Here is a 13360-nt window from a genome sequence, read left to right on the forward strand (position 1 = left end):
TGGGTGGCTGCTACCACGAACACAGCAGAAACCCTGGTAAAGGAGGTTCCATGAAACTGTCCTGGTTCGTGAGTTCCGTGTCCGCGCTGTCCCTCACCGCCGCCCTCGCCCTCACCGGAGCCGGCCCCGCGCAGGCCGCCGAAAAGGCCGCCGGCACCGGCTATGTGGCCCTCGGGGACTCCTATTCGGCGGGCGTCGGAGCCGGCGGCTACTACCCGGACAGCGGCAACTGCAAGCGCAGCGCCAAGTCCTATCCCGCGCTCTGGGCGGCCGCGCACACCCCATCGAGCTTCGCCTTCACCGCGTGCTCGGGCGCCCGTACGGGTGATGTCCTCAAGGGCCAGCTCGGCCCGCTGAACGCCTCGACCGCACTCGTCAGCATCAGCGTCGGCGGCAATGACGCGGGGTTCGCGGACACGATGTCGACCTGTGTCTTCAGCGGCGACAGCGCCTGCCTGAGCCGGATCGACCAGGCGCGTACGTACATCAGCGGCACCCTGCCCGGTGAACTCGACAAGGTGTACTCCGCCATCACCGCCAAGGCCCCCGCCGCGCGCGTGGTCGTCATCGGCTATCCACGCTTCTACAGACTCGGCGGCGGCTGTGTGGGTGGACTGAGCGAGACCAAGAGAACCGCCATCAACGCCGCCGCCGACCACATCGACTCCGTCATCGCCAAGCGCGCCGCCGACCACGGCTTCGCCTACGCCGACGTCAACACCACCTTCACCGGCCATGAGCTGTGTTCCGGCAGCCCGTGGCTCAACAGCGTGACCCTGCCCGTCGACGAGTCCTACCACCCCAACGCCAGCGGGCAGTCCCGCGGCTACCTGCCGGTCTTCACCTCGGCCGCCTGACCCGCCCGCGCCGCGGCCGGCCGGCGCCCCGGCCCGTACGGCGACGCCGAGCTCCCCGAGGGCGCCGGTGAGCGCGAGGGGCTCACGGAAGCGGACCCGCCCGACGAGGGCTCGCGACACACCACGGTGAAAGGAACACGATCGGACGTCAGCTTCCGCGGATCCCTGACCTCGACGGCGATCCAGTCCTCCGCCGGGTCGGAGGAGTCACGCCCGGACTCGGTGTACGCACGCGAGTCCTGCCGCCGCGCGGTGAGGTCCAGGCTCCGCCAGCGGTCGTCGGAGACCCTGCCGCTGCCCGTGACCCAGCGGTAGACGACGTGGGCCGGGGTGCGCTCGACCCGGAAGGTCGCGCGGAACGAGGGCCCCTTGCCGCCGGGCGGGCAGGGCCCGCTGTACCGGTCGCGCACCGCCTCGACCGTCACCCGCAGACCGTAGGAAGAGGGACCGGAAGAAGAGGAGAGGGAAGGGGAAGGCTTTCGCGCACCACCGGACGCGTCCGTGCCCGCGTTCTTGCCCGGATCGGCGGTGGCGGCACCGCCCTGCGGCGAGCCGCCGCTGTCGTCCCTCGTCAGCGCCCACACCAGCGCCCCGGCCAGCAGCGCGAGCACCACGGCGGCCACGGCGAACACCACCCCGGCCCGGCTCCGGCGCCCGCCGTCGGGGGCGTCCCCGGGCGCGGGACCGAAGCCCGCGTCCGGCCCGCCGTCCCCGGCCGGTGTCGCCGGGCCGGGGGTGGGCCCCCGCGAGGGGAACGCCGACAGGGTCGGGGCGTGCGGGGCGGCCACCGGGGGAGGGGCGGCGCCACCCGCCACCGCCCGCAGTATCCGCTCCGCCTCCGCCGACCCGAGCCGTTCCGCCGGTTCCTTGCGCAGCAGTCCTTCCAGTACAGGCCCGAGCGCGCCCGCCCGGCGGGGTGGTGGAAGTTCCTGTTCCACCACGGCCCGCATGGTGGACAGCGGGGTGTCCTGGCGGAACGGCGAGAAGCCCTCGACCGCCGCGTACAGCATCACCCCGAGCGACCACAGGTCGGACTCGGGACCGGGCGGGCGCCCCAGCGCGCGCTCCGGCGCGAGGAACTCGGGCGAGCCCACCAGCTCCCCGGTCCGGGTCAGCGCCGAGCTGCCCTCCACCACGGCGATGCCGAAATCGGTCAGGACGATCCGCCCGTCGTTCGCCACCAGGACGTTCCCGGGCTTCACATCGCGGTGCACCACGCCCACCCCATGCGCGGCGCGGAGCGCGGCGAGCACCTCCGCGCCGATGTGCGCCGCGCGCGCCGGAGCGACACAGCCCTCGGCTTCAAGAACTTCGGCCAGGGACAGACCGCGCACCAGCTCCATCACGATCCAGGGGTGGCCCTCCTCGGACGCCACGTCGTACACCGTGACGACATTGCGGTGCGCGATCCGCGCCGCCGCCCGCCCCTCGCGCTCCAGCCGCGCGTAGAGCTGCCGCACCTCGTGGTCGAGGAGCCCGTCGGGCGCCCGGACCTCCTTCACGGCCACCTCGCGATCCAGCAGCTCGTCCCGCGCCCGCCAGACCACGCCCATGCCGCCGTGCCCCAGCCGGTCCGTCAGCCGGTAACGGCCCGCCACCAGTCGCCCGCCCCGGTCCGCCCCGCCACCCTGTCCCGCCCCGGAATTCCCGCTCATCGCCGGGCCCCCTCCCGTAAGAGAGCGATTCGGGGTGAATCTACCGCAACGGAGCGTGATTACCCCCGGTTCGGCAGGTCAGGGCCTCGGTCAACTCGCCGAGGGTGACGGCAGGTTCACGCCAGGTTTGTCAACGCCCTTGACGTTACGGTGAATCCGCCCCGCCGATGCGTGGGTGACGCGACGGGGCGGTAGGGTTACCCTGCCTGGGCCGGGTGCCTCGTACGGGTGGGGAGTTTTCGATGGATCAGATAGCAATGCGCGGCAGAGCACGAGTGCCTGCCATCAACTGCAACAGCGGCGCGACCAGCGCGCGGCTCGACCGCCATCTCGCGGTGCTGGGCGGACCCGCCCTGCCGCAGCGTGAGGTCGAGGGCGCGACCCTGCTGATGCGTGAACTGACGGCGCGTGACCAAGCGCGCGCCAAGCAGGGCCGCACCGCCAAGGTCTCGCTCTTCGCTCCCCTGAGAAGGCTGCGCCGCTCACTGTTCGGCAACCACGGCTGACCCGGACCCCGACCCGGATCGCGGAGCCCGCCGCACCTGCTCGGACCGGCGCCGTCGGCCGCATGCCCTCTCCCCGGGGGCGGTCGCACGGCGCTGCCGCACGCCCGTCCCACCCCGAGCCCCCTCTCTCACCGCCGGCATGCCCCGCGCCTGCCGTGCCGCCCGTCCGGCTCACAGCAGCGCGAACTGCCCCTCAGGCCCCTCCTCCTGGTGCTCCAGCACGGTCGCCGGACGCCGGGCCGCAGCGGGGGGCGGCAGGACGCCGGCCCGCCGCAACTCCTCCACGCCGGGCCCGGCGCCACGGCCGACCGCCTCCGCGAGCTCGCGGAGGCTCGGGCCCAGGCCGGCCAGGAGCGCCAGGACGGTGATCAGCTCCAGGAGCTCGGAGGTCCACTCCGGCGGCCAGGCGGCCGGCCGCAGCGCCTGGAGCGTGCCGGGCTCGACCGGGCCCGTACGGGCGGTGAACCAGCTCTCCAGCACGCGCACCCCGGCCACCCGGAACTCCCAGGCCGCGGCGGGCACCGGCGCGATCCGGCCGTCGCCCACGCACAGGGTCTCCTCGGCGGCGTCGTACTCCAGGCGCGAGGGCAGGACACCGGCGGGGGAGAGGGGCGCGCGGACGTAGGGCCGTCGGCCGCCCGGCATGCGGGGGCGTTCACCCGGCGCGGGGGCGCACCGCGCGCCGTAGGTGTGCAGCCACAGCGTGCGCCGGCCCAGCGCGAGCCCCTCTTCCCACTGTTCGGGCGAGGTGGTGAGCGGCACGGTCAGCCCGGCGCGGGTGGGGCGGGCCACGGCGGCGGTCCAGGCGAGGAAGTCCTCGGCGGACACCGCCCGGCCCAGGAGCCCGGCCAGCACCTCCAGGAGGCCGGGCGCGAGGTTGGATTCGAGGCCGCCGGGGCGGCGGTGGAGCGGCCGGATCCGGCCGGGCCGTCCGCCGGGGGAGTGCCCGTCCGGCAGCAGCGCCGAGAACGCCGGGCCGTCCGTGCCGGGCGCCGGTTCCAGCAGGTGGATCTGGTGCTCGTCGGCCACCCGCCACAGCTCCGGCCGGGCCGCGTCGAGCAGCCGGTGGTCGGGCAGCAGCCACTGCCGGTCGTACGGGCCGTGGGCGACGCGCACCGGCTCCGGGCACGGCCCGGCCCCGCGCGCCAGCCGGCCCGTGGGCGTGGCCTGGCCGGGCAGCTGCGCCACCGCGCTGTGCGGCGTACGGGCACGGGTCGGCCGGAACAGCGCCGTGCGGGTGGCCTCGTCCGGGGCGTCCGCGAGCGCCGCCCAGCGGGCCCGCAGCGATCCGGTGTCGGGCGCCAGCACCCAGTCACGGCCCGGCCGCGGCGGCGCCACCGACCACGGCATGAGGTCGGCCAGCGGGGGCGCGTCGGCCCGATTCGCGGTCACGCGGCTGTCCCTCCCGGAGCCGTTCGGTCGCCGGGGGCATCGTAGCGGCGCTTCAGTGCGCTTCGAGGGTGACCGTGAACGAGAAGCGGTCGCCGCGGTAGCGGATGCGCGCGACGTCCACCACCTGGCCGCTCTCGTCGTAGGTGACGCCGGTGTAGTGCAGGATCGGGCTGAGCAGCGGCACCTGGAGCAGCCGGGCCGTCTCCGGGTCGGCCAGCCGTGCCTCGACCGTGTCCGTGATGCGGCTGATGCGGACGCCCACCGCGTCGCGCAGCACCTTCGTCATCGGCCAGCGGGTGAGGTCCGCGAGGTCGATGCGCTCGGCGAGCTCGGGGCGCACGAGGTTCTCCGCCCAGTTCGTCGGCTCGCCCGACGCTTCGTCGCAGCGCAGCCGCCGGTAGGCCACCGCCTCGTCCAGGTCCGGGAAGTGCTCGGCCAGCTCGGCCGGGACCTTCTCCGGCCCGTGGCCGAGGACGGCCGTGCGCTCGCCGGACTGCTGGGCGACGATCGTGTCGACCGAGCCGAGCAGCCGCACCGGCGCGCCCCGCCGGGCGCTCGGCTCGATGAAGGTGCCGCGTCGGCGGTGCCGGGAGATCAGCCCCTCCGTCTCCAGCTCCTTGAGCGCCTGCCGCATGGTGAGGACGCTGACGCCGTAGTGCTCGGCCAGGGCGTCCTCGGTGGGCAGCCGCAGCGGGTCGCCGGTGCGGCGCCCGAGTATCGAGGCGCGCAGCGACTGCGAGACCTGGTACCAGAGCGGCAGCTTGCGGTTGAGCGCGAGGGAGTCGGGGGCGAAGGTGGTCACGGGAACTCCCTCACTGGCGGAAATGGCGTTCCAGACCCTCCCACACCGCGTCGTAGCGCGCCTGGAGGTGTCCCGCCGTCCGCGCCCGCTCGGTCACCGTGATCGGCCAGCGCGTCTCGAACATGAAGGCCAGCCCGTCGTCCACCTTGCGCGGCTTCAGCTCCGCCGCGCTCGCCTTGTCGAAGGTGTCCCGGTCCGGGCCGTGCGCCGACATCATGTTGTGCAGCGAACCACCGCCCGGCACGAAGCCCTCCGCTTTCGCGTCGTACGCGCCCTCGATCAGGCCCATGTACTCGCTCATCACATTGCGGTGGAAGTACGGCGGCCGGAAGGTGTCCTCGCCCACCAGCCAGCGCGGCGCGAAGACCACGAAGTCGACGCCGGCCAGCCCCGGGGTGTCCGACGGAGAGGTGAGCACCGTGAAGATCGACGGGTCGGGATGGTCGTAGCTGATCGAACCGATCACATTGAAGCGGCGCAGGTCGTAGACGTACGGGACGAGGTTGCCGTGCCAGGCGACGACGTCCAGCGGCGAGTGGTCGTAGGTCGCCGTCCAGAGGTTGCCGCAGTATTTGTTGATCACCTGGACCGGGCGTTCGACGTCCTCGTACGCCGCGACCGGCGCGAGGAAGTCCCGGGCGTTGGCCAGCCCGTTGGCGCCGATCGGCCCGAGGTCGGGCAGGGTGAACGGCTGCCCGTAGTTCTCGCAGACGTATCCGCGCGCGCTCCCGTCGAGCAGCTCCACCCGGAACCGCACCCCGCGCGGGACGAGCGCCACGTGCCCGGGCTCGGCGCGCAGCACCCCGAACTCCGTGCGCAGCAGCAGCCCGCCGCGCTCGGGAACGATCAGCAGCTCGCCGTCGGAGTCGCTGAACACCTTGTCCGTCATCGAGGCGTTGGCCGCGTACAGGTGCACGGCCATGCCCGAGCGCCGGCCGACGTCGCCGTTGCCGCCCAGGGTCCACAGCCCGGCGACGAAGTCGGTGCCCTCGGGTGGCTCGGGGAGCGGGTTCCAGCGCAGCCGGTTGGGGTCGGCCACCCCGTCGGCGAAGGGCGCGCTGCCCAGCTCGCCGTTGCCGAGCCGGGTGAACGGCGGGTGCGCGGCCGAGGGCCGGATCCGGTAGAGCCACGACCGGCGGTTGCTGTGCCGGGGCTCGGTGAACGCGGTACCGCTCAGCTGCTCCGCGTACAGCCCGAGCGGCGCGCGCTGCGGCGAATTGCGGCCGTGCGGCAGCGCCCCGGGGACGGCCTCGCTGCTGTGCTCGTTGCCGAAGCCGGACAGATACGCCGGCTCCTCGGCGGACTTCCGCGCCTGCTCGTGGTCCGTCTCGCTCATCGCGTGCTCCCAGCGCCGATGGATTCCTATGGGAGACCGTAGGATTCCCGGCCCCGCGCGTCAATGGATCAGCGCCGCGGAACACCGACAGCCGGCCACAAGGGCGGAACGGGTGCCTCTGGTGCCTTCCCGCCGGTGCCCATTAGGTTGAGATCGCACGGGAGTTCTGGACGTTCGTACGTTCGGCACGGCACCGACACTTCGAGGAGATGACCTGTGATCGCGCACGACGGGATGTACATCGACGGAGGCTGGCGGCCCGCCGTCGGCACCGAGACGATCGAGGTCGTCAACCCGGCCGACGAGCAGGTCATCGCCACCGTGCCGGCCGGCACCGCGGAGGACGTCGACGCCGCCGTACGGGCCGCCCGCGCGGCGCTGCCCGGTTGGGCCGCCACCCCGCCCGCCCGCCGGGGCGCGTATCTCACCGCGCTCCGCGACGCGCTCGCCGACCGCGCGGACGAGATCGCCGCCACAGTCACCGCCGAGCTCGGCTCGCCGGCCGGCTTCGCCCGGCGGGTCCACACCGGCCTGCCCATCGCCGTCGCCGGGTCCTTCGCCGAACTGGCCGCGACGTACCCCTTCGAGGAGAAGATCGGCAGTTCGACCGTCCTGCACGAGCCGGTCGGCGTCATCGGCGCGATCACCCCCTGGAACTACCCGCTCCACCAGATCGTCGCCAAGGTCGCCCCCGCCCTCGCGGCGGGCTGCACCGTCGTCCTCAAGCCCGCCGAGGACACCCCGCTCACCGCCCGGCTCTTCGCGGAGTGCGTGGCCGCGGCGGACATCCCGGCCGGTGTCTTCAACCTCGTCACCGGGCTCGGCCCGGTCGCCGGCCAGGCGCTCGCCGAGCACCCCGGCGTCGACCTGGTCTCCTTCACCGGCTCGACCGCCGTCGGCAAGCGGATCGGCGCGATCGCGGGCGCCGCCGTCAAGCGCGTCGCCCTCGAACTGGGCGGCAAGTCCGCGAACGTCATCCTGCCCGGCGCCGACCTGGAGAAGGCCGTCGCCGCCAACGTCGCCGACGTCTGCCGCAACGCCGGCCAGTCCTGCAACGCCCTCACCCGCACCCTCGTCCACGCCGACCACTACGAGGAGGCCGTCGCCCTCGCGGCCGAGGCCATCGCCGCGTACGTCCCCGGCGACCCGGCCGAGCCCGACGTCCGCGTCGGCCCGCTCGTCAACGCCCGCCAGCACGCGCGCGTGCGCGGCTACATCGACCAGGGCGTCGCGGAGGGCGCCAGACTCGTCGCGGGCGGCTCCGAGACCCCCGAAGGCCGCGACAAGGGCTACTTCGTCCGCCCGACGGTCTTCGCCGATGTGCGCCCGGAGATGACGATCGCCCGGGAGGAGATCTTCGGCCCGGTCCTGACCTTCATCAAGTACGAGGACGAGGACGAGGCCGCCCGCATCGCCAACGACTCCGTCTACGGCCTCGGCGGCGCCGTCTGGGCCGCCGACGAGGCCACGGCCGCCGCGTTCGCCCGCCGCATGGACACCGGGCAGGTCGACATCAACGGCGGCGGCTTCAACATCCTGGCGCCCTTCGGCGGCCACAAGCAGTCGGGCGTCGGCCGCGAACTGGGCCCGCACGGGCTGGCGGAGTACCTCCAGACCAAGTCCCTCCAGTTCTGAGCGCCCCGCGGGCCCCCGAAGAGGGCCCGCGGACCCGACGAGAAGGGAACGGCATGGTCCGCGCCGCCGTACTGACCGCCGTGGGCGCGCCCCTGCGGATCACCGAGATCGACCTGCCCGCGCCGGGCCCCGGCCAGGTGCGCGTCGCGCTCGCCGCCGCCGGGGTCTGCCACTCCGACCTCTCGCTGGCCGACGGCACGCTGCGCCAGCCCGTGCCGGCCGTTCTCGGCCACGAGGGCGCCGGCACGGTCACCGCCGTCGGCGAGGGCGTCGGCCATGTCGCGCCCGGCGACCGGGTCGTCCTCAACTGGGCGCCGGCCTGCGGCGGCTGCCACTTCTGCGGGCTCGCCGAACCCTGGCTGTGCGCCGAGTCCTCCGCCGCGGCCCAGGTCCCGTACGCCACGCTCACGGCGGACGGCACCCCGCTCCACCCGGGCCTGGGCACCGCCGTCTTCGCCGAGGAGACCGTCGTACGGGCGGCCGCCGTCCTCCCGCTGCCCGACGGCATACCGCTGACGGAGGCCGCGCTGCTGGGCTGCGCGGTGCTCACCGGTTACGGGGCGGTGCACCACAGCGCGCGGGTCCGGGAAGGCGAGTCCGTCGCGGTGTACGGCGTCGGCGGCGTGGGGCTCGCCACCCTGCGGTCCGCGCGCATCGCCGGCGCGGGGACCGTCGTGGCCGTCGACGTGTCACCGGAGAAGGAGGAGCTGGCGCGCGCCGCCGGCGCCACCGAATTCCTCCTCGCGGACGACACGACGGCCAAGCGGGTCCGGGCGCTCACCGGCGGTCACGGCGCGGACGTGGCCATCGAGTGCGTCGGCCGCGCCGACACCATCCGTACGGCCTGGTCCTCGACCCGACGGGGCGGGCGCACCACGGTCGTCGGCATCGGCGGCAAGGACCAGCGGGTGACCTTCTCCGCCCTGGAGCTGTTCCACTTCGGCCGTACGCTCGCGGGCTGCGTCTACGGCAACTGCGACCCGGCGAAAGACCTCCCGGTCATCGCCGAGCACGTGCGCGCCGGGCGCTTCGACCTCTCCGCACTGGTGACCGACCGCATCGGGCTCGACGGCATCCCGGCCGCCTTCGACGCCATGCCGGCCGGGCGCGGCGGCCGGTCCCTGGTGGTCTTTCCGCAGCCCTGAACGCCCCGGGGGGCTCAGCCCGGCGGCGTCCGGTCCATCGGGAGATGGATCAGTACGAGCACGAACCCGGCCACCATGAAATTGCGCCCGGCGGCCTGCAGGCCGTTCCACTTCGCCGACTGCCACATCGCGAACCACTCGCCGCCTATGGCGATGAAGCCCATTCCGAAGAGCAGCATCAGCATCACCAGCCCCACCGTGGTGGCGCGGCGGGCCGCCCCGTACCCGGCCCGCTGCGCCCCGCGCGCGGCGAGCCCGCGCGCCCAGAGCGTGGTGGCCGCGAGGAGCGCGAGCGCGGTGAGCGTCTCCCAGACGACGATCGCGACGTAGACGACGTCCTGGAGCGTGCGATCGGTGATCGCGCGCCACATCAGGTCCTTGTCCCGGAAGGTCGTGTCCATCGCCAGGACGTGCCGGACGAACTCCCGGTTCGTGCCGAAGTCGGTCATATTGCCTATGGCGACGAACGTGATGTAGAGCGCGACGGTCGCGGTGAGCGCCGCCGCCGCGACCGGCAGCGCGCCGAGGCGCAGCGGCCCTCTGGTCCGCCGGCCGCCGTCGAGCCCGGCGAGCTCCCTGAGCCGCCGCCCCCTCCCGCCCCGGCCCTTCCGGCTGGTGGCCATCCGACCTCCCGTCCGCGCGACGCCCCTGCCCCGGACCCATGCATGCCCCCGCGGCGGTGCCCCTACGCCCGGTACGGGCCTAAGCGCTTGCTCAGCCCCGGGGTATGGTGTTCGTTCCCGCCGGCGGAGGGTCCGGGGCGGGCCGGGAGAGCGGGGCGTGGGAATGGACGCGGAGGCGAAGCGTACCGAGGAGTGGGCCGACGTCACGCCGGACGCCGCCCGGCGGCTGGTGACCGCGGCCGTGGCGGCCTTCGCCGAGCGCGGCTATCACGCCACCACCACCCGCGACATCGCCGGCCGGGCCGGGATGAGCCCCGCCGCGCTCTACATCCACTACAAGACCAAGGAAGAGCTGCTCTACCGGATCAGCATCGTCGGCCACCGGCTCGCCCTCGACATCCTGCGCCGGGCCAGGGGTGCCGAGGGCGGTCCCGCCGAGCGCCTGGCCGGCGCCGTACGGGACTTCGTCCGCTGGCACGCCGAGCACCACACCACCGCCCGCGTCGTGCAGTACGAGCTCGGGGCGCTCGGCGAGGAGCACTACACCGAGATCGTGGGGCTGCGCCGGGAGACGGACGCTGTGGTCCGCGCGATCATCGAGGACGGCGTCGCGTCGGGCGACTTCGACGTCCCCGACGTACGCGGCACCACCCTCGCGGTCCTCTCCCTGTGCATCGACGTCGCCCGCTGGTTCGACTCGGAGGGCAAGCGCACCCCGGACGAGGTGGGCGCGCTCTACGCCGACCTGGTGCTGCGCATGGTCGGGCACCCCGTCGCCTGACCGGAGCCCCGGCCGGGGCTCACCAGGCGAAGCGGCTCAGCGACTCCGCCACGCACACCGGCTTCGTGCCGCCCTCGCGCTCGACCGTCACCGCCGTCGTCAGCTGGACGCCGCCCTCGACCTCGGACACCGCCGTGATCCGGGCCCGCGCCCGCAGCCGGGAGCCGGCCGGCACGGGGGCGGGGAAGCGGACCTTGCCCAGCCCGTAGTTGATGCCCATCCGCGCGCCCTCGACCCGCATCAGCGGTGGCACGAGCGCCGCCAGCAGCGACAGGGTGAGATAGCCGTGCGCGATGGTCGTGCCGAACGGGCCCGCCGCCGCGCGCTCGGCGTCGACGTGGATCCACTGGTGGTCCCCGGTCGCCTCGGCGAACAGGTCGATCCGCTTCTGGTCCACCTCCAGCCAGTCGCCGGGCCCGAGTTCCTCCCCGACCGCCGCCCGCAGCTCCTCGGGCGAGGTGAAGATCCGGGGTTCCGCCATGCCGCCGCCTCCCGTACGCGTCCTTGCATTCCAGGGCGCCTTCTAAGCGCTTGCTCAGGGTGCGGTGCGCACGGGCCGAAAGTCAACGCCCACCCCTGGCGTAAGGTCGTGACCCGTGCCGCAGATTTCGAACAATGTCCAGGAACTCACGGTCGGTCAGCTGTCCGCGCGCAGCGGCGCGGCCGTCTCCGCACTGCACTTCTACGAGTCCAAGGGCCTGATCACCAGCCGCCGCACCTCCGGCAACCAGCGCCGCTTCGACCGTGACGCGCTGCGCCGGGTCGCCTTCATCCGGGCCGCGCAGCGCGTCGGCATCCCGCTCGCCACGATCCGCGAGGCGCTCGCCGAGCTGCCCGACGAGCGCACCCCCAACCGCACCGACTGGGCGCGGCTGTCGGAGGCGTGGCGCGGCGAGCTGGACGCCCGGATCAAGCAGCTCGGCCGGCTGCGCGACCACCTGGACGACTGCATCGGCTGCGGCTGCCTCTCGCTCGACAGCTGCGCGCTGTCCAACCCCGAGGACCGCATCGGCCAGCTCGGCAGCGGTTCGAGGCTGCTGGTCGAGCGGGAGCGCTGAGACCGCGCGCGTACCGGCTCGCGGGGTCCGTTCCCGCAGTCGCCCCCGCGCGCGTACCGGCTCCGTACGCGCGCGGTCGCCGTCACCACATCGCGGGACGGCGGTCCGCCCAGGGCCTGGCCTCCTCCAGCTGGGCCGACAGGGAGACGAGCGTGGCGTCGTCCCCGTACCGGCCGGCCAGCATGACGCCGATCGGCAGCCCCTGCGCGGTCCAGTGCAGCGGCACGCTCACCGCCGGCTGACCGGTCGCGTTGTACAGCGGGGTGAAGGGCATGAAGGGGACCAGCGAGGCGAACTCGGCGGCGGGGTCACCGTCGTCGCGCAGCGCCCCCACCGGCAGCGGTGGTCGGGCCAGGGTCGGCGAGAGGATCACGTCATAGCCGGTGCCCGGTGCCTGGAGGGCGTCGGCGACCAGCTGCCCGATCATCCGCAGCCGGTAGAGGGCCGTGGCGAACTCCACCCCGCCGACGCGCCCGCCCCGCTCCCGCAGATGCCGGGTCAGCGGCAGCAACAGCTCCTCGCCGCCCTCCGGCACGGGCCGCGTCGCCGCCATCACCTCCCATACGCGCGTGAAGGCCTCCGCGAGGGTGGGATCGGCCGGAGCCGTCACCTCCTCCACCCGGTGACCGAGGTCCCGCAGCAGCGCGGCCGCCTCCTCCACCGCCCGCAGGCAGTCCGGGTGCGCTTCCAGATCCGGTATCGGAGGCCGCGCCAGCAGTGCCACCCGCAACGGCCGGGGCGCGCGCCGCGCCTGGTCGAGGAAGGTCTCGCCCGGCGGCAGCGACGGCGCGGCGTAGGGATCGCCGGGCGCCGTGCCCGCGAGCACGTCGAGGAGCGCGGCCGCGTCGGCGACCGTACGGGCCAGGGGACCGGAGGTGCCGAGCCCGGTGACGTCGTGCAGCACCGGCCCGGAACTCACCCGGCCGCGGCTGGGCTTGATGCCGAAGAGCCCGCACGCCGACGCGGGGATCCGTATGGAGCCGCCTCCGTCACTGCCGTGCGCCAGCGGCGCGAGCCCCGCCGCCACCGCGGCCCCCGCTCCGCCGCTCGAACCGCCCGCGGACCGGGAGAGGTCCCACGGGGTGCGCGCCGGCGGCGCGATGTCGTTCTCGGTGTGCGAGGCGAGGCCGAATTCCGAGGTGTTGGTCTTCCCCAGCAGGATCGTTCCCGCATCCCGCAGCCGCGTGACCACGTGGTCGTCGACGGTCGGGACGTACCCGGTCAACGCCGCCGATCCCATCGTGCACCGCACGCCCGCCACGAAGTTGAGGTCCTTCACCGGCACCGGCACGCCGTGCAGCGGTGACAGCGCGCGCCCCTCGCGGCGGGCGGCCGACGCCTCGCTCTCGGCGTCGGCCGCCTGCTTGCGGGCGAGCTCGGGGGTGACGGTGATGAACGCCCCCACGGAGGCGTCCAGCCGCTCGACGCGCTCCAGGTAGTGCTCGGTGAGTTCGACGGGCGAGATCCGTCCCGCCCGTATCGCCTCCCCCTGCTCCAACGCGGTCAGATCGTGCAGCTGACTCATGCCGTCCGCCTTCTCGTCGCCCGATGTCGCCGTGCGGGGAATCCT

13 protein-coding genes are annotated in these 13360 nt (G+C 74.1%); 6 read left to right on the plus strand and 7 right to left on the minus strand.

Annotated elements, in window-relative coordinates:
- Window positions 1-50: 50 nt before the first annotated feature.
- Window positions 51-857, plus strand: coding sequence for an SGNH/GDSL hydrolase family protein (locus ACZ303_RS15815; protein ID WP_467339239.1), 807 nt, complete (start codon window positions 51-53; stop codon window positions 855-857).
- Here ACZ303_RS15815 and ACZ303_RS15820 read toward each other — a convergent pair.
- Complete coding sequence (locus tag ACZ303_RS15820; protein ID WP_467339241.1) at window positions 827-2512, minus strand: serine/threonine-protein kinase; 1686 nt, start codon at window positions 2510-2512, stop codon at window positions 827-829. The two genes, ACZ303_RS15815 and ACZ303_RS15820, sit on opposite strands and share 31 nt — an antisense overlap.
- 242 nt (window positions 2513-2754) lie before the next feature.
- Here ACZ303_RS15820 and ACZ303_RS15825 point away from each other — a divergent pair, with 242 nt between their 5' ends.
- Window positions 2755-3018, plus strand: a complete 264-nt coding sequence (locus tag ACZ303_RS15825; RefSeq protein WP_467339243.1) for a hypothetical protein — start codon at window positions 2755-2757, stop codon at window positions 3016-3018.
- A gap of 171 nt (window positions 3019-3189) precedes the next feature.
- On the opposite strand, the gene ACZ303_RS15830 is transcribed toward ACZ303_RS15825, so the two are convergent.
- The 3 genes from ACZ303_RS15830 to hmgA form a co-directional block, all read right to left on the minus strand.
- Complete coding sequence (locus ACZ303_RS15830; RefSeq protein ID WP_467339641.1) at window positions 3190-4368, minus strand: type ISP restriction/modification enzyme; 1179 nt, start codon at window positions 4366-4368, stop codon at window positions 3190-3192.
- Between the two features lie 94 nt (window positions 4369-4462).
- On the minus strand, window positions 4463-5212 hold the full coding sequence (locus tag ACZ303_RS15835) for a GntR family transcriptional regulator (protein ID WP_467339245.1): 750 nt from the start codon (window positions 5210-5212) through the stop codon (window positions 4463-4465).
- Window positions 5213-5222: 10 nt separating this feature from the next.
- Window positions 5223-6548: a homogentisate 1,2-dioxygenase gene (gene hmgA / locus ACZ303_RS15840; RefSeq protein ID WP_467339247.1), complete on the minus strand. Its 1326-nt coding sequence runs from the start codon at window positions 6546-6548 to the stop codon at window positions 5223-5225.
- Between the two features lie 216 nt (window positions 6549-6764).
- Between hmgA and ACZ303_RS15845 the strand changes: the two genes are divergently transcribed.
- Window positions 6765-8183, plus strand: a complete 1419-nt coding sequence (locus ACZ303_RS15845; protein WP_467339249.1) for an aldehyde dehydrogenase family protein — start codon at window positions 6765-6767, stop codon at window positions 8181-8183.
- Between the two features lie 53 nt (window positions 8184-8236).
- Window positions 8237-9328: a Zn-dependent alcohol dehydrogenase gene (locus ACZ303_RS15850; protein WP_467339251.1), complete on the plus strand. Its 1092-nt coding sequence runs from the start codon at window positions 8237-8239 to the stop codon at window positions 9326-9328.
- Window positions 9329-9342: 14 nt separating this feature from the next.
- Here the strand turns inward: ACZ303_RS15850 and ACZ303_RS15855 are convergent, their stop codons facing one another.
- The gene (locus tag ACZ303_RS15855) at window positions 9343-9951 is read right to left on the minus strand and encodes a DUF2165 domain-containing protein (RefSeq protein ID WP_467339253.1); all 609 of its coding nucleotides are present in this window, start codon (window positions 9949-9951) and stop codon (window positions 9343-9345) included.
- A 163-nt stretch (window positions 9952-10114) separates the two neighbouring features.
- Between ACZ303_RS15855 and ACZ303_RS15860 the strand changes: the two genes are divergently transcribed.
- Window positions 10115-10732 carry a TetR/AcrR family transcriptional regulator gene (locus ACZ303_RS15860; RefSeq protein WP_467339643.1) on the plus strand — a complete coding sequence of 206 codons (618 nt, stop codon included), beginning with the start codon at window positions 10115-10117 and terminating at the stop codon, window positions 10730-10732.
- Window positions 10733-10751: 19 nt separating this feature from the next.
- Here the strand turns inward: ACZ303_RS15860 and ACZ303_RS15865 are convergent, their stop codons facing one another.
- Complete coding sequence (locus ACZ303_RS15865; RefSeq protein WP_467339255.1) at window positions 10752-11213, minus strand: MaoC family dehydratase; 462 nt, start codon at window positions 11211-11213, stop codon at window positions 10752-10754.
- 115 nt (window positions 11214-11328) lie between these two features.
- Between ACZ303_RS15865 and soxR the strand changes: the two genes are divergently transcribed.
- Entirely contained in the window at window positions 11329-11790 is a 462-nt protein-coding gene (gene soxR / locus ACZ303_RS15870; RefSeq protein ID WP_467339257.1) for a redox-sensitive transcriptional activator SoxR, read from the plus strand.
- A gap of 82 nt (window positions 11791-11872) precedes the next feature.
- Here the strand turns inward: soxR and ACZ303_RS15875 are convergent, their stop codons facing one another.
- On the minus strand, window positions 11873-13315 hold the full coding sequence (locus ACZ303_RS15875) for an amidase (protein WP_467339259.1): 1443 nt from the start codon (window positions 13313-13315) through the stop codon (window positions 11873-11875).
- Window positions 13316-13360 lie beyond the last annotated feature (45 nt).

The sequence above is a fragment of the Streptomyces sp. NPDC023527 genome (assembly GCF_055560115.1).